Genomic DNA, 16421 nt, shown 5'->3' on the forward strand with positions numbered 1-16421 from the left:
AGTAGTTTAGGCATGCGCAAAGCGGCGTCAAGTACGGGCTTACCCGACAGCCCGCCGCTGCGGCTCGGTGATCCCAGGCACGGTTTTCAGGGCGGACGCGGGGAGGTCGATCTCGGAGACGTAGCGGTCTCCCCGATACCAGGTAACACCGGCGTACAGCACGTTGCCTTTGCCGTCAACCAGGCGCCGCGACATCTTCGCGACGGGCGAGGCAAACGGAATCTTCAGCATGTCGCACAGGGGGAAATCCGCGGGTATCACGGTCACGCGTTGCCGCAAGCGTTTGCAGCGCGCGCCCAGTTCGTCGAGCACCGCGGCGAGCAGCTTCCGCTTCCTGGCGATGTCCCTGGGCAGCGATTCGAAAACCGACGTCGGCACATAGATTTCGGCGTAGCAGAACGGCTCGCCGGAATAGGAGTGCAGCTTGCGGACACAGACGTATTCGTCGGCCGACCGGCCATCCGGTCCGAGCAGTTCTTGTGGCACAAGAGTGCGGCGCCGGACTTCGAGTATCTCGAAGGCAAGCGCCTGCGGTGCGGCGAAGGGGTTGTTGATCACCTGTTCGAGGTCGCCCGTGACGGCGGGCAGCGCTGCAACGTGGGTCCCGACGCCCCGCTGGCTGCGGATCAGCCCTTCCTTGGAAAGCAGCTCGTATGCTTGCCGAACGGTGATGACGGCGACGCCCAGGTCGTCCGCGAGTTGCGTGATCGGCGGCAGCTGCGTGCCGAGCGGGTAATCGCCCTTCGCAATTCGGTGCCGCAGCAGGGACGCCAGCCGGTGATATTGCGCAACGCCGCGCTCGGCTGGCAGCTCCGGCTGCTCGGTCCCAAGGGGTCGCTCATCCGCCATCATATAAATCCTAATTAACCAACTTTCGAATTATATGTCAGCGATGGGCGAGCAGTCGCTCGCGTTTCTCGCACATTCACATGACATATTTACTCAGCAAGCGGTGATTCGCTCATCGAGACCGTCTCGTGCCTTACAACTGGTTGCGGGTTTTCGACGACCGTGGAATTTGTCTGCAAGCCGCGTCAGGACTGGATTTCAGGTCAGAGTAGCCAGATCGGCTAAAGTCCAGATTTCTGGACGCAGCGAATGACCCGAAGCCCATACTGGCAAGAGATTCCAACAAGATTGCGCCTGGAGCAGTTCGAGCAATTTGTCTGGCCGCATCTGAGCCTGGGCCGTCGCGGACCTCCCCCCACGCTGGCCTTGCACAAGGTCTTCAACTACATCCTGCAGGCGCTGTACATGGGTTACCAATGGAAGATGCTGCCGATCGACAGGAATGCAGAAGGTCACCCTGAAATCCACTGTACGCGCATCTACCGCACGTTTCGTCGCTGGCAGGCCGATGGTTGCATCGATGCCATCTTTTCGGGCTCGGTGCAGCAACTTCATCAGGACCAGCTGCTTGACCTTTCGGTCATCCACGACGACGGCACCACGACGGCGGCGAAGAAAGGCGGCGACAATCTAGGGTATAGCGGGCACAAGCATCTGAAGGGCGACAAGGTGGTGGCCTTGTGCGATCGCAACTGCAACGTCATTGCTCCATTCATCAGCGCTCCCGGTAACCGCAACGAATCACCGCTGTTGCGCGACGCGCTGCCAAGCCTCACCGCCATGGCCCGCGCCATTGGCGCGGACCTGCACGGTTCAATCGTCAGCCTGGATGGCATTTACGACTGCAGGGCCAACCGCAAGGCGATCTTCAATCGCGGCACGACCCCTAACATCCCCGAGAATCCGCGCGGAAGCAAAATACCGAAGCGGGGCCGCAAGCAGCGCTACGATCCGGCCATCTTCGAGGAGCGCTTCAGGACCATTGAACGGGTCTTCGCCTGGGAGGACAAGTTCCGCCGTCTGCTGCTGCGCTTTGAACGCATCAGTGACGTTCACTACGCGTTCAAGACGCTTGCCTATACGATGATTAACCTGCGCCACTACTGCTGAACCAGCGCGGGGCTCGCACTTCACTGACTGCGGCACGCGCCGTGATTGCTCACGCCTGTTGCATTCGCATTCCTGATCATAATGCAATCTCCGATATCGAGATGCCAGTCGTTTTTCACAACGATGTTCCTGGCTTCGCACGATTACCAACGGTCATCGTAGCTCTTCCGTTCGCAATGGACGGAAACGCGCAACCAGTTGAGTCCGAGGCCATAGCGGGCAGCCAATTCGTGCGGTGGCTCGGCCGGGAGATTCAAGCGCGCGGTCAAGGCGGGAGCAACGGATGCATACGCGAGCGAATGCACCGTGCGCGCGCTGACATTCGGCGGAAAGCCGCGGCGAGCGTGCCCGGCGATTTCCTTGTTGAAGGCGAGATAGCTGCCGCGGTTACCGGCGAGATGATCGGCAACCAGCCGTAGCGTCGAAGTCTTGCCCGCGCCGGCATACGCCTTGACCTTCAGGTCGCCGCCGCCAAGAACCCCATCTACGACGGCGTGCTGTTCGGCGGTAGGCTTAAACGAATGGGGCATGGCATGTGAGGCTGAGCGAGGATGCGCGTAGTGTGCCGGAAATTCGCGTATGGGCAAGCTGTAAGGCTCCGCAAGGGACGGTCGCGACCAGGATTCGGCCATCTAGCCGTCGACGGCACGGAGCCCGGTTGGGCTGTGCCGATCGCCGTCAGGCAGAGGCCGGCCCAATAGTTGTCGTTCGCGCGACACACGAGGCCGTCATTCCAACGGCTGGTTCACTCGACATCGGACCGTCGGAGCGCCACACGGCTAGTACAAGACGAACGGAGTGGACAAACCTCTAGCATACGGGCTGTCACGCCAGTGGCATCGTCGGGTAGCCAGGTTCGCAAGAGATAACCGCTGAAAGCATCGAAGCGGGAAACTCGCCTCATCGAGAAAGGGCGCGCGGGCCGACGCTGTTGCGCTGGCCCGTGCACCCGACGCGGGGTCCGCGTCGGAGGGTATGAACGCGTCTTTAGAACATCGTGCGAAGTCCGATTGCCACGCCCACCTGATTGGTCCGGCCAATGGTGTTGGTCGGAACGCCCTGGCCGTTGACCCCGCCCGGGTAGTCGGCGGAGAAGGCGCCTGTGCCGCGCGCGAAGTCCGTGATCCCGTAGACTTCCGTGCGCTTCGTGAACGAGTATTCGGCGAGAACGGTAGCCGATTGGTTCACCCCCCTGCCGAGCGTGCCGTCGAGCAGTTCAGCATTGCGCGTCTGCCCGTAGTAGTAGGCGAACGTGAACAGCAGCGCAGGCATGGCGTGCCAGTTCGCACCGACGTAATAGGTGTCGTCGATACGGTTGGGGCTGCCACCCTTCAGTGTCGGCGCGCCAGATTGCTGCATGTTGCTGTCAGTCAAACCAGTCTGATCCTGCCCCCGCAGCCAGCCGGCCAGGAGGCGGATGTCGTGGGTGACCTGAAACGCGCCGCTGATGTGCAGGAAGTTGGTCTTGGCGCCATTGATTGAGCTGCCGACACTGGTGCCAACCGAAGAGCCAGTCGCAGATGTCGGAACGGAGACCTGGTGGAAGCCTGCGTTGAGCATGGCAGGGCCGTACGTGTACGTCAGTTCCACGGCATAGGTGGCGCCGAGACCGACCGCGCCCGGCTGGTTGCCAAAGCCTTAGAGGGCATTGACATCCAGGCCATCGAAGCTGCCCTTGTACTTGACCGAGTTGTTGACTTCGAGGTAAGGGCCGATGCCGTTATACATCCAGCTGTTTTGCCAATAGTTCCCAACGGTCAGCGGGTCGAAGATATCGCCCAGGGTGTCGTAGGCCGGCGCATATTGCCTGCCAAAGGTCAGCGAGCCCCACGTTTTGTTCGACAGACCCACGAAAGCTTGCCGACTGAACAGTGTGCCAGGGACGTGTAGTTGCCCATTAAAGGCTTCGAAGCCGTTTTCCAGACGGAAGACTGCGGACCAGCCGTCCCCCAGATCCTCACTGCCCCTCAAGCCCCAGCGGCTGTGGGTTTCCGGGCCGGACGTCATGGCGACCTGGTCGTTGCCACCCGGGCCAGCATTCGTCTGATACCGGATTGCTTCATCGACGATGCCGTACAGCGTGACCGAGCTTTGTGCGAATGCCAACGCCGCCGCGGCAGCGAAAAGCGCGCCAGTGGCGCTGGAAATGAGTATTTTTTCATTAGCAATCCACAGTAATTGGTAAGCTGACTGGGAAAGTTTTTCAACGTTCGAACAATAAGACCGTGAAGCGAGCGTAGCGTGTCATTTCATTGAGGCACAGATATTAGTTACGGAGTGTTGTTTATTTGCAGTGTCGGGACAGGTAAACCTTTTTCGCTCGGGCCTTCATGAAGTTCGCCAGGCCTGATCTTTGTTCGCGGCCGGAACGGCTGCTCCAGCGAAAGCGCCATTGGCCTGTTGCGTGTGGCAGACTTGCATTTACGGTCTGCCTGGCAGGTAATGCGTCCCGCGCTTCCCGCGCCAGCTGCGACCCGCTTAATGGGGAGGCACCAGTTGAACCCGGTTTTTCGGTTCGGACCGCTTGGGGACGAGAGGGTCGAGGTCTTGCTGGAGGACGGCGAACTTGCCTTGTACCGCATACGGCGTCAGGACGCCGACGGCAATGAGAGCGCAGTGCTGGGAGTGCTGCCCGCCGACGAGCACCCCAAGCCCGCCATTTTCGATCGCCTCGCCCACGAATATGGCCTAAAGGACGAGCTGGACAGCGCGTGGGCAGTGCGGCCGCTACAGCTCGTGCGCACAGGCGTTCGGCCCCTGCTACTGCTGGAGGATCCAGGCGGCGAGCCGCTCGAGCAACTGCTCGGCCTACCGATAGAGACCGAAGGTTTCCTGCGCCTCGCTGTCGGCATCGCCTCGGCCTTGGGCAGTGTCCATCAGCGCGGCCTCATTCACAAGGACATCAAGCCGGCCAATATTCTGGTGAACCGCGCAAACACGGAGGTTAGGCTCACCGGCTTCGGCATCGCCTCACGCCTGCCTCGCGAGCGGCAGGCGCCTGAGCCGCCCGAGACCATCGCCGGCACCCTCGCTTATATGGCCCCGGAGCAGACCGGGCGCATGAACCGTTCCGTCGACGCCCGCAGCGATCTGTACGCGCTCGGCGCTACGTTTTACCAGTTGCTCACGGGCGTTCTGCCCTTCACGGCGGACGGCGCGCTGGAGTGGGTGCACTGCCATATCGCGCGAAAGCCGGTGCCGCCCTGCGAGCGGTTGGAGACGGTGCCAGCGCCACTGTCCCAAATCGTCATGAAGCTGCTCGCCAAGACGGCCGAGGAGCGTTACCAAACCGCGGGCGGCGTCGAACACGATCTGCGGCGCTGCCTGCGTCAATGGCAAACGGTGCGCCGGATCGACCCATTTCCGCTCGGCGAACGCGACATCCCGGACCGGCTGCTGATCCCCGAGAAGCTGTACGGGCGAGAGCGCGAGGTCGAGACGTTGCTCGCGGCCTTCGAACGCATCGTCCATGGCGGAGCGCCCGAACTGGTGCTGGTATCCGGCTACTCCGGCATCGGCAAGTCCGCGGTCGTCCATGAACTGCACAAGGTGCTCGTACCGCCGCGCGGGCTTTTCGCCGCAGGCAAGTTCGACCAATCCAAGCGTGACATTCCATATTCGAGCCTCGCGCAGGCTTTTCGCGGCCTGGTTCGAGCCCTGCTGAGCAAGAGCGAGGCCGAACTAAACGGTTGGCGCGACGCCTTGCTTGAAGCGCTAGGCCCCAACGGCCAACTGATGGTCGATCTGGTCCCCGAGCTCGAACTGATCGTCGGCGAGCAGCCGCCTGTGCCGCCGCTCGAACAGAAGCAGGCACAAGGCCGTTTCCAGCTGGTTTTCCGCCGCTTTCTCGGTGTTTTCGCCCGGCCCGAACATCCCCTGGCGCTCTTCCTCGACGATCTGCAATGGGTCGACGCGGCGACGCTCGATCTCATCGAGGATCTATTGACCCGGTCGGATGTGCAGTACCTGATGCTGATCGGCGCCTACCGCGACAACGAAGTCACGGTCGCCAATCCGCTTAAGCGCAAGCTCGCTGCCATCCAGACCGCCGGCGGACGGGTCGCGGAGATCACACTGGCGCCGCTCGCCCGCGAGCATCTTTTGCAGTTGCTGGCGGACGCGCTGCGCTGCGATCCCGCGCGCGCGGCGCCGCTCGCTCAACTGCTGCACGAGAAGACTGCCGGCAATCCGTTTTTCGCGATTCAGTTCATGACTTCGCTTGCCGATGAGGGCATGCTCAGCTTTGAGCATGAGGCCGCGCGGTGGTGCTGGGATCTCGATCGTATTCGCGCCAAGGGTTACACCGATAACGTCGCAGACCTTATGGTGGCAAAGCTCGATCGCCTGCCGGCAGCAACGAAGGTCGCCGTGCAGCAGCTGGCATGTCTCGGCAACGCCGCCGAACTCGCGACACTAACGGTCGTCCTGGAAGCCTCCGAGGAGCAGGTTTGCACGGCATTGTGGCCGGCCGTCCGTCAGGAATTCCTCGAGCGCCTCCCGGGCGCCTACCGGTTCGTCCACGATCGCGTTCAGGAGGCCGCCTATTCGTTGATTCCGCGTGAACGGCGCGGCGCGGCGCACCTGCGCATCGGCAGGCTGCTGGCGGCCCACACGCCGCCCGACAAGCGCGAGGAGGCCGTCTTCGACATCGTCAATCAACTCAACTGCGGCGCGACATTGATCAGTTCACCCGAGGAGCGCGAAGCGCTCGCCGAAATGAATCTGCTGGCAGGTAAGCGCGCGAAGGCTTCCACAGCCTACGCCTCGGCACTCAGCTATCTCAATGCCGGTGCAGCGCTGCTCGTGGAGGCTGACTGGGAGCGCCGTCATGAGCTGACCTTCGGTATTCAGCTGCTCCTCGCCGAATGCGAGTTTCTGACGGGCGCCTTGACGGCTGCGGAGGAGCGGCTGAACGAGCTTTCACGCCGCGCTGCAAATGTGCTCGAACGCGCGAATGTGACGTGCTTGCGCGTCGACCTATACATGAGGCTTGATCAGGCCAGCCGCGCCATTGCAGTAGCGCTCGACTACCTTGGGCATCTGGGGATCGACTGGTCGCTGCATCCCCCGGAAGAAATTGCGCTAGACGAATATCAACGGATCTGGTCCCAGCTTGGGGACCGCAAGATTGACGACCTCATTGAGCTGCCGGTGATGACCGACCCGGAATCGCTGGCGACAATGGACGTCTTAACAAAAATCGGGGCCGCGGCATTGTTCACGGACGCCAACCTGTGGTGTCTGGTCAACTCCTGGGCAGTCAACCTGAGCCTCGAGCGCGGCAATTGCGACGGATCGGCCTCCGCCTACGTCCGGCTCGGCATGCTGGCCGGAGCGCGTTTTGGCCACTACAAGGTCGGATATCAATTCGGCCAGCTGGGTTACGACCTTGTCGAACAATGCGGGTTCGAGCGTTTCCGGGCAAGGACCTACATGCATTTCGGAAATGTCATTTTGCCCATGGCCAGACATGTCCGGGCGGGCCGGGAACTGTTGCGCCGCGGCTTCGAGGCTGCAAAGACGGTCGGCGACCTCATTTGCGAGACGTACTGCCACGGCCATATGACTTCCAACATGCTCGCCGCGGGGGATCCGCTCGCCGACGTGCAGCAGCAAGCCGAAGCCAGCCGGACGTTCGCGCAAAAAGTACATTTCGGATTCTCCGTCGACGTCAGTACCGCTCAGCTCGGGTTGGTACGAACGCTGCGAGACCAGACGGCTTCCTTCGGTCATTTTGATGATGAACAGCTTGATGAGACGCAAATCGAGCGTCACTTCATGGAGAATCCCGACGTGGCGGTTGCCCAGTGCTTGTACTGGATCCGGAAATTGCAGGCGCGCTTCTTTGCAGGCGACTATGCGGCGGCCGTCGATGCCTCGTCGAGGGCCCAACGTCTTTTATGGACATTAGCGTCTTATCTCGAAGAAGCTGAATATCATTTCTTCAGCGCGCTGTCGTTGGCCGCCCGCTGGGACACCGTTTCCGGCGACGAGCGGCAGGCGTACCTCGAAGTAATCGCCGCTCACAAAAGACAGCTTGAATTACGAGCAGAGACTTGTCCCGAAAACTTTGAGAATCGTGCGGCGCTGGTCGGTGCCGAGATTGCCCGCATTGAAGGCCACGATGCGGAGGCGATGCGCCTTTACGAGCAGGCCATCCGCTCGGCGCACGACAATGGTTTCGTCCACCATGAGGCGCTCGCCAATGAACTCGCTTCCGGGTTCTACCGGGCGCGCGGCTTCGATCAGATCGCTGACCTTTATCTACGGAACGCCCGCTACGGCTATCTCTGCTGGGGAGCGGACGGCAAGGTGCGGCAACTCGACCAGAGGTACCCGGTCATCAACCGGGAACAGCCCACAACCGGCGCGGTCGGGACGATTGGGGCGCCGGTCGAGCAACTGGATCTCGCCACCGTGCTCAAGGTCTCGCAGTCAGTCTCGGGTGAGATCGTGCTGGACAAGCTGCTCGACACGCTCATGCGTACTGCGATCGAGCAGGCGGGCGGCGAGCGGGGGCTGCTGGTCCTCGCGAGCGGGGGCGAACCGCGCATCAAGGCTGCAACGGCAGTCGAGGGCGGCTCGCTCTTCGTGCAGGTGTGCGACGAGCGTGTGACAAGGGCGATGCTTCCCGAATCCGTGCTGCACTACGTCATGCGCACCCGCGAAAGCCTGACGCTCGACGACGCCGTGAACCAGGATCCGTTTCGCGCCGATCCGTACATTTGCCAACAACAGGTCCGCTCCGTCCTCTGCCTGCCGCTCATCAACCACGGTGAAGTCATCGGCGCGCTCTATCTCGAGAACAATCTGACGCCGGGTGCGTTCGCGCCGGCCCGCATCGCGGTGTTGAAGCTGCTGGCGTCGCAGGCCGCGATGACGCTCGAGAACGCCCGCTTATACCGGGATCTGGCGGAGCGGGAGGCAAAGATCCGGCGACTCGTCGACGCCAACATCATCGGGATCTTCATGTGGCGGCTTGAAGGCGAAACGCCTGAAGACGCCGACGCAGTCCTCTATGAAGTGAACGACGCGTTTCTGAGGATGGTGGGATACGACCGCGACGACTTCCTGTCCGGCCGCGTACGGCGTTCGACCCTCACGCCGCCGGAATGGCGCGCGCGCACGGCACAGGCGCACGACGAGCTGCTGAGGACTGGAACGTTCAAAGCTTACGAGAAGGAGTACCTGCGCAAGGACGGCACCCGCGTACCCGTGATGGTGGGCGCGGCCGCCTTCGAGGGCGGGAGGCAAGGCGTTGGGTTCGTCCTCGATCTGACCGAGCGCAAGCGGGTGGAGGCCGAGATGCGCGAGGTCGAGCGCCGCTACCGTGAGGCGCAGACGGCGCTCGAGCATGCGAACCGGGTAGCAACCATGGGGCAACTGGTCGCATCCATCGCTCACGAAATCAAGCAGCCGGTTGCCGCGAATGCCATGAGCGCGCAGGCGGGGCTGCTCTGGCTAAGCGCTCAGCCGCCGGATTGGGAGCAAGCCCGGCGGGCGTTTGATCGGATCGTCAAAGACGCGAAGCGCGCAAGCGAGGTCGCCAACTGGATTCGCGGCCTCGTCAAGAACGCTCCGCCGAGTAAGCAGCAGTTGCAGATTGGCGAGGCGATTGCCGAGGTCATTGCCTTGACTCGAGCCGAGGCCGAAAAGAACAGCGTGTCGCTGCGAACGCAACTGGCCGACAACTTGCCGCTGGTGGAAGGGGACCGCATCCAGCTCCAGCAGGTGACGCTGAATCTGGTGCTCAACGCCATCGAAGCGATGAGCGCGGTTGACGACAGGGCACGCGAATTGACCATCAGCAGCGGCAGGGACGATTCGGGTGACGTCCTCATTTCCGTGTGCGATTCGGGGCCGGGCGTGGCGGCCGAGGACGCCGAGCGCGTCTTCGAGCCGTTCTATACGACGAAGGCTAGCGGAATGGGCATGGGGCTGTCGATCTGCCGGTCCATTATGGAAGCGCATGGGGGCCGGCTGTGGGTCGCCGCGAACGTGCCCCGTGGCGCGAGATTCCAGTTTACCGTGCCCGCCCTTGCCCTCACCCGCAGCGCCTCCGCCGGCGCAATCGAATCAAGCTGACAATGATCCTCGCCATCACTGTCCGGTGTCGCGACAGTTCCAGACGGACGCGCACTTTGTGCGATGGACAGAAATGGGTCGGACAGCGCCCGATGTCGGCCGGTGCAGACTAGCTCTCCATTCACTTGAAAGGAGATAGTCATGAAAGCCACAGACGATGCGGCGGCCGCCAGGATACCTTGGAACAAAGGCAAGCTCACAGGCCAGAAGCCTCCGCTGAAGCTCAAGGAAATCTGGGCGATCCGTATCCGCCTTCAGCTTTCGGCAAGCGTTCGCGACCTCGCGATGTTCAATCTTGCAATCGACAGCAAACTGCGCGCATGCGATCTGACGAGGCTGCGGGTTTGTGACGTTTGCCATGGGCAGCACGTCGCGAGCCGGGCAACGATCATGCAGCAAAAAACTCAACGGCCGGTTCAAATCGAGGTTACCGAGCAGACCCGGAACAGCGTCGAGGCGTGGATCAAGTCGGCAGCGCTGGCGTCGACTGACTTCCTGTTCCCGAGCCGGCTCCGCGAATCACCGCACATCTCGACGCGTCAGTATTCGCGCGTGGCGCATCGGTGGATCGCATCAATCGGGCTGGATGACACCGCGTACGGCACCCACACGATGCGCCGAACGAAAGCGTCATTGATTTATCGCCGCACGAAGAACCTCCGCGCCGTTCAGTTGCTCCTCGGCCATACCAAGCTTGACTATGTCCGGCGCTGAACTATGTCCCGTGGCGCACGAGACTGACATGACGTCATCAGTTGGCCGCGCAGCGCGGGATATAGTCCGGACCTACAGGCCCTTCAGAAACGCCAGCAATCGGTCATCCGGCCGATACCGTCCCGGCTTGCCGTTGGGGGGCGTCGTCCGATCTAGGACCTCCTGTTTCAACGTGAGGTTAGCGTCGAGGTAGACCTGTGTTGTTTCCACCGATTCGTGACCGAGCCACAGTGCGATCACCGAGGGTTCGACGCCTTCTTGCAGCAGATCCATCGCTGTCGTATGTCGCAACACATGCGGGCTGACGCGCTTGTTCTTTAGCGAAGGGCATCTGTCTGCTGCCGCCCCGACATACTTGCGAAGCAGGTAGTGCATGCCGTGTGCGCTCAGCCGGCCCCCACGTGCATTTGGGAACAGTGGCTGATTCGCGGCCCGCGGCGGCTCCTGAACCCACGCGGCCAAGACGGCACGAGTGTTCTTGCTCAACGGCGTGCAACGCTCCTTGCGCCCCTTGCCGAACACGCGGACATGTGCACCAGCGCCAATGTGCAGGTCCTCGCGCCGAAGGCCGGTCAGCTCAGACAGGCGCAACCCCGTCTGAACCGCGAGCAGCAACAGGGCGTGATCGCGACGACCTGACCAGGTGTGTTGGTCAGGCGCGGCCAGCAATGCATCGACCTCCTGTCGGCGCAGGAAGGGGACCAATGCGCGGCTAAACCGTTTAGCCGGGATGGCCAGCACTCGCTGGATGTGCGCAGCGTGTGACGGCATCTCGAAGGCCGCATACCGGAAGAACGAATGCACTGCAGTCAGACGCAGGTTTCGCGTTCGAGCTGTGACGCCGCGCACCTGCTCCTGTTCATCGAGGAAGTCCATGACCAGCGGCGCGTCAATGTCTTCCAGGGCCAGAGTTGATGGCGCTTTATGCAGGCTTCGCTGTACAAACTCCAGCAGCAACCGGAATGTGTCGCGGTACGAAGCAATTGCGTGAACGCTGGCTTGACGCTGGTGCATCAGGCGCTTAGAGAACGACAATTACCTTGGCCGGCGCATTGACTCATCGGAATTGCAACTCGCGCTGACCTGTTGCCTCACGTAGTTTGCTACCCGTCGGATTGTCCGGCGGGAGCGGCACGAGGTGACGAGGCAAATCAGCATGACGACACGCAAGGAGTTGGTGGCAGCATTGCAATTGCGGTATGGCAGCGCGACGTTCGGTGACCGGATCAGGATTCTCGATGAGTTCGTGGCTCTGACCGGGTATCACCGCAAGCACGCCATTCGGCTGCTACGGGAAGAACCCGGCGCGGCAAAGGGGACACGCGAGCGCAACCGGCTATACGACGAAGCGGTACGCCAGGCGCTGACGGTGCTCTGGGAAGCAGCCGACAGGGTTTGCGGCAAGCGACTGAAGGCGTTGATCCCGAAGCTGGTTGATGCCATGGAGCGGCATGGTCATCTCGACCTGGATCCGGTCGTCAAGGCCAAACTCCTTCAGGTCAGCGCGGCGACCATCGATCGCATGCTGGCCAATGCGCGTGCGCACATTGATGGGCAGCGCAAACGGCGCACGGGGGTGGGCTCGGCCATCCGGCGCAGCATTCCAGTGCGTACCTTCGCCGACTGGCGCGATCCACCACCGGGCTTCTTCGAGATCGACATGGTCGAACACTGCGGCGGTTCGAAGATAGACGGTGAGTTCGTCCACACCCTCACGCTGACTGATATCGCCAGCGGCTGGACAGAATGTGTGGCCATGCGGGTACGCAACCAGATGTTGGTGATTGAAGGATTTGAGAAAGCGGCTGCCGATCTGCCATTCGCGATGCTTGGAGTGGACTCGGATAATGACAGTGCGTTCATGAACCAAAGCGTCCTCGACTACTGCAAGGGCCGCGGTCTTGTGCAGACGCGCTCGAGGGCCTACAAGAAGAACGATCAGGCCTGGGTGGAGCAGAAGAACGGCGCCGTCGTGCGGCGGCTGGTCGGTTATGGCCGGCTGAGCAGTGTCGATGCCAGGAACGCGCTGGCGCAGCTGTACGCGTCATCACGGCTATACATTAACTTCTTCCAGCCTTCGTTCAAGCTGAAGTCCAAGACGCGTGACGGTGCGCGCGTACACAAGGTCTATCTAGCGCCGGCGACGCCGTGCGATCGGCTTCTGGCACACGACAGCGTTGAACCCGCTATCAAGGAAAAGCTGAAGGCACAGTTCAAAGGCCTTGATCCTGTGCGGCTGCTGCAGGAGATGCGAACGGCACAGCAAACATTGAGCGAGTTCGCGGCCCACGGCGTGCGTGCTGAAGCCGCGCCGGCGGGCGACTCAGACGTCGCCGTCTTCCTCGCAGGCCTTTCTTCCGCATGGAAGGAAGGTGAGACACGTCCAACGCACCGAAAACAACCCAAGGCAAAGCACTGGTGGAGAAGTCGGGTGGATCCGTTCGCCGACGCGTGGCCGCTAATCGAAGGATGGCTGATTGCAGAGCCCTCGGTGCCGGCCAACGTATTGATGGATCGGTTGGCCGCGATGTTTCCAGAAGCGTACGCAAGTCAGGCACAACTAAGAACGCTACAGCGTCGGGTCAAGGCGTGGCGCGCAGAGCGCGTAAAAGAACTTATTCTGGGCGGCCTGCGAAAGTCCGCTGATGCGCCAGCCGAAGTGTAAGTTGCGCAAAAGTTGAAAGTCGCCGGGGGCCGCGCGCTCCGCGCCCGGCAAACCACGAAAGAAGAAAAAAAAGAAAGCGAAAACGACAACAATCCGCCGAGTAACATTCCTTCGTGAGGCAACACGGGCGGCCATCGTAATTGACAATCTACAGGCGCTGGATGAAGAACTTCTCCAGTAAGCTGGCGAAGCTGGGTTCCATCGTCATGATGACTCTCCCCAACGGCGTTCCAGGCGAGCCATCGCTTGTGCCATCAATTCGGGCGAGCCGCTCAGATACCAGTATGTGCCGGCCACGTAGATGTGCCCAAGATAGGTCGACAGCACCGGCAACATGCGCCATGCGTCCTGTCCCGACTGATACCAATGTGTCAGCACTTCAACTGCGAAGCGATGCCGGAAGTCATGTAGTGTCAATGCCGCCCGTAATTTCCCCAGAAGGAGGTGCGGCGGAAAACTTGGACTACCTGGAGGTAGTTCATGTACTCGTGCGAAGACCGCATTCGAGCGGTTCGGCTTTACATCAAACTGGGAAAACGCTTAGCGGCGACCATTCGACGGCTGGGATACCCGACAAAGAACTCGCTTAAGGAAGGTCTGCAAAACCCGCATTTGAAGCGTTGCCTTTCACATTGAGCGCAGCCTCGGCGTTCAGATCTGTGTTGATGCGTGGATTGCAGGATTTTTCCGTGCGCCGGAGCGTTCCAGCCAGACATATGGCCGTTATTGGCCCGCTGTTTCAAGCTTTGCGCAAAGCTCTACGCGCCATCCATAAATTGCCCAAAGCAAACAGCGTAGTGATCTGGGCAGTGTTCTTCATCAAACCGCGATAGCGGGTCTTCATGTAACCGAACTGCCGCTTGAGGATACGAAACGGGTGTTCGACCTTGGCCCGAATACCCGCTTTCAGGCGTTCGATCTGATCGTAGATCGCGTCCAATGAATCACTCAGATCCAGTTTCCTGCGCTTTGCCGGTCGCATTGCAACATGCCACCGAACCGCGTCAGTCTCACAACGCTGTTCGATCCCCTGATATCCGGCGTCCGCGTACACATCCGTTTCTTCACCATGCAGCAGCGCCTGGGCTACGGTGATGTCGTGAACGTTGGCCGCGGTCCCAACGACCGTATGGACCAGGCCCGAGTCGGCGTCCACGCCGATATGCATTTTCATCCCGAAGTACCAGTTGCCACCTTTCTGCGTGGATTGCATTTCCGGATCGCGCGTTTTGGAGTCGTTCTTTGTCGAACTGGGTGCGGCAATCAGGGTGGCGTCGACTGCCGACCCGGCCTTAAGCATCAGGCCTTGCGCCGTCAGGATTTCATTGACCAGCGCCAGCATTTGCATCGCCAGCCCGTGCGTTTCCAGCAGATGGCGGAACCGGAGAATTGTGCTTTCATCCGGCAAGCGGACCATCTCGCCGTCGAGACCCGCGAACTGGCGATAAAGCGGCACGTCATAGAGTGCCTCTTCCATAGCAGGGTCTGACAGACCGAACCATTGCTGCATGAAATGAATCTGTAGCATCGTTGCAATCGGGAACGGTGGCCGACCGGTCTTGCCCGTGGGATAGTGCGGCTCGATCAGCGCAATCAGCTTCAGCCAGGGCACGACGCGTCGCATCTCATCGAGAAATTCCCGCTTGCGCGTGCGCTTCGTTGACAGATCCAGACCAAGACCAAGCTGCGTCATCACGTTGCTCCTCATCTAATTCGCTCTGTTTCCAGGATAGCTCAGCAGCAACGCAAAGCCAGGGCTTTTGCAGACTTTCCTTAAGTCCTGGCATCGCGAATACGAACAATGTCATGATGTGCGGAGCGGCTATGTACGTTCGAGGCCTAAGGCAAAGCTGAACAAGCGGGTAAATCGGCGACGTGTCAGCGATTTGAACTTCGCCAAGTGATGAGGCCGAGCTTAAGCCCTTGCTTTTCGGCCCTCGCAGGCCTGTTGGGCGGGCACTTTGCCCGCCTTTCGCCCACTATGGGCGTACCGGTGCCATCAGTTTCTTGCGCGACAGGTAGACGTTCGCCAGTGCGAGCGCGACGAACGCCCGGTTGGCGTTCTTTGCCAGCCCTCGATAGCGCACCTTGGTAAATCCCCACAGGCGCTTCACAACCGCGAAGACGTGTTCGACTCGCGCCCGGATCTTCGACTTGTTGCGGTTCTTGCCGCGCTGCACCTCGTCGACTTCGCCGCCCGCACGGCGCGTGCGCTGATTGGTATAGTCGCGCGCCCTGGGCGCCTTGCTGTGGATCAGTGCCTTCTGGCTCGCATAGGCGCTGTCGCCGTAGACGCGCCGCTCCTGCCCGTGCAGCAATTGCGGCAGTGGATGCTTGTCATGCACATTGGCGGGCGTGAGCACCGCGCTGTGCGCCAGGCCGCTCTGGCTGTCCACACCGATGTGCAGCTTGGCGCCGAAATACCATTGGCGACCCTTGCGGGTCTGATGCATCTCGGGGTCGCGCGCCTTCTGCTCATTCTTCGTCGAGCTCGGCGCGCCGATGATCGTCGCGTCCACGATGGTGCCGCTTTTGAGCTTCATGCCGCTGGCCTGAAGGACCCGGCCGACTTCGGCAAACAATTGCTCGCCCAGTTTGTGCGTCTCCAGCAGGCGCCGGAATTTGAGCAGCGTCGTCGCATCGGGCACACCTTCGCAACCCAGGTCAATTCCGGCAAAGCGACGCAGGCTGGCGCTGTCGTAGAGGGCCTCTTCGCAAGCGAAGTCGGCCAGATTGAACCAGTGCTGCACGAAGTGGATCCACAGCATGCGCTCCAGACCAATTGGCGGGCGGCCATTGCCGCGCTTCGGATAATGCGGCTCGATCACCGCGCACAACTGCGACCATGGCACGATCGCATTCATCGTGTCGAGAAACTCGTCGCGCCGCGTGCGTTTGCGGTGGGTCTCGAAACCCGCACCTTGATCGGCTGCCATCGCCAGCGTCTGCTGTTTCATCCTGTTCTGCCTTCCTCGTTTAATCCGATCTCTATAACGCT

At 61.1% G+C, this 16421-nt stretch carries 9 protein-coding genes, 2 pseudogenes and 1 other annotated feature; of the genes and pseudogenes, 4 read left to right on the forward strand and 7 right to left on the reverse strand.

Features of this window, described 5'->3' with window-relative positions:
- Positions 1–39: 39 nt before the first annotated feature.
- The gene (locus OKW28_RS10050) at positions 40–852 is read right to left on the reverse strand and encodes a GntR family transcriptional regulator (protein WP_429445173.1); all 813 of its coding nucleotides are present in this window, start codon (positions 850–852) and stop codon (positions 40–42) included.
- Positions 853–1098: 246 nt separating this feature from the next.
- On the opposite strand from OKW28_RS10050, the gene OKW28_RS10055 reads away from it, so the two are divergent.
- A complete protein-coding gene (locus tag OKW28_RS10055) occupies positions 1099–1959 on the forward strand; it encodes a transposase (protein WP_429445175.1) in 861 nt (286 codons plus the stop codon).
- 203 nt (positions 1960–2162) lie between these two features.
- On the opposite strand, the pseudogene OKW28_RS10060 reads toward OKW28_RS10055, so the two are convergent.
- Both OKW28_RS10060 and OKW28_RS10065 read right to left on the reverse strand, forming a co-directional pair.
- Positions 2163–2489: pseudogene (locus tag OKW28_RS10060) on the reverse strand (ATP-dependent helicase); the annotation flags it as partial.
- Between the two features lie 235 nt (positions 2490–2724).
- Positions 2725–2862, forward strand: a sequence feature (23S ribosomal RNA rRNA prediction is too short).
- An 84-nt stretch (positions 2863–2946) separates the two neighbouring features.
- Positions 2947–4128 (reverse strand): annotated as a pseudogene (locus tag OKW28_RS10065) (porin).
- Positions 4129–4455: 327 nt separating this feature from the next.
- On the opposite strand from OKW28_RS10065, the gene OKW28_RS10070 reads away from it, so the two are divergent.
- Together OKW28_RS10070 and OKW28_RS10075 are read left to right on the forward strand one after the other, a co-directional pair.
- Positions 4456–10044, forward strand: coding sequence for a trifunctional serine/threonine-protein kinase/ATP-binding protein/sensor histidine kinase (locus OKW28_RS10070; RefSeq protein WP_429445177.1), 5589 nt, complete (start codon positions 4456–4458; stop codon positions 10042–10044).
- 141 nt (positions 10045–10185) lie between these two features.
- Complete coding sequence (locus tag OKW28_RS10075) at positions 10186–10758, forward strand: tyrosine-type recombinase/integrase (RefSeq protein WP_429445180.1); 573 nt, start codon at positions 10186–10188, stop codon at positions 10756–10758.
- Between the two features lie 72 nt (positions 10759–10830).
- Here OKW28_RS10075 and OKW28_RS10080 read toward each other — a convergent pair whose 3' ends face one another.
- Positions 10831–11793 carry a site-specific integrase gene (locus tag OKW28_RS10080; RefSeq protein ID WP_429445182.1) on the reverse strand — a complete coding sequence of 321 codons (963 nt, stop codon included), beginning with the start codon at positions 11791–11793 and terminating at the stop codon, positions 10831–10833.
- A 121-nt stretch (positions 11794–11914) separates the two neighbouring features.
- On the opposite strand from OKW28_RS10080, the gene OKW28_RS10085 reads away from it, so the two are divergent.
- Positions 11915–13423 carry an integrase catalytic domain-containing protein gene (locus OKW28_RS10085; RefSeq protein WP_429445184.1) on the forward strand — a complete coding sequence of 503 codons (1509 nt, stop codon included), beginning with the start codon at positions 11915–11917 and terminating at the stop codon, positions 13421–13423.
- 204 nt (positions 13424–13627) lie between these two features.
- Here the strand turns inward: OKW28_RS10085 and OKW28_RS10090 are convergent, their stop codons facing one another.
- The 3 genes from OKW28_RS10090 to OKW28_RS10100 form a co-directional block, all read right to left on the reverse strand.
- Complete coding sequence (locus OKW28_RS10090; protein ID WP_429445186.1) at positions 13628–13840, reverse strand: hypothetical protein; 213 nt, start codon at positions 13838–13840, stop codon at positions 13628–13630.
- 322 nt (positions 13841–14162) lie between these two features.
- Entirely contained in the window at positions 14163–15116 is a 954-nt protein-coding gene (locus tag OKW28_RS10095; protein ID WP_429445187.1) for an IS5 family transposase, read from the reverse strand.
- A gap of 286 nt (positions 15117–15402) precedes the next feature.
- Positions 15403–16380, reverse strand: coding sequence for an IS5 family transposase (locus tag OKW28_RS10100; protein WP_429445188.1), 978 nt, complete (start codon positions 16378–16380; stop codon positions 15403–15405).
- Positions 16381–16421: the final 41 nt, after the last annotated feature.

Source organism: Paraburkholderia sp. 40 (genome assembly GCF_050434105.1).
Taxonomy (GTDB): Bacteria; Pseudomonadota; Gammaproteobacteria; order Burkholderiales; family Burkholderiaceae; genus Paraburkholderia; species Paraburkholderia tuberum.

Bases quoted from the DNA above. Each gene is read 5' to 3' on its own strand.
- OKW28_RS10050 (WP_429445173.1), bottom strand. From the start codon at position 852: ATGATGGCGGATGAGCGACCCCTTGGGACCGAGCAGCCGGAGCTGCCA.
- OKW28_RS10055 (WP_429445175.1), top strand. From the start codon at position 1,099: ATGACCCGAAGCCCATACTGGCAAGAGATTCCAACAAGATTGCGCCTG.
- OKW28_RS10075 (WP_429445180.1), top strand. From the start codon at position 10,186: ATGAAAGCCACAGACGATGCGGCGGCCGCCAGGATACCTTGGAACAAA.
- OKW28_RS10085 (WP_429445184.1), top strand. From the start codon at position 11,915: ATGACGACACGCAAGGAGTTGGTGGCAGCATTGCAATTGCGGTATGGC.
- OKW28_RS10095 (WP_429445187.1), bottom strand. From the start codon at position 15,116: ATGACGCAGCTTGGTCTTGGTCTGGATCTGTCAACGAAGCGCACGCGC.
- OKW28_RS10100 (WP_429445188.1), bottom strand. From the start codon at position 16,380: ATGAAACAGCAGACGCTGGCGATGGCAGCCGATCAAGGTGCGGGTTTC.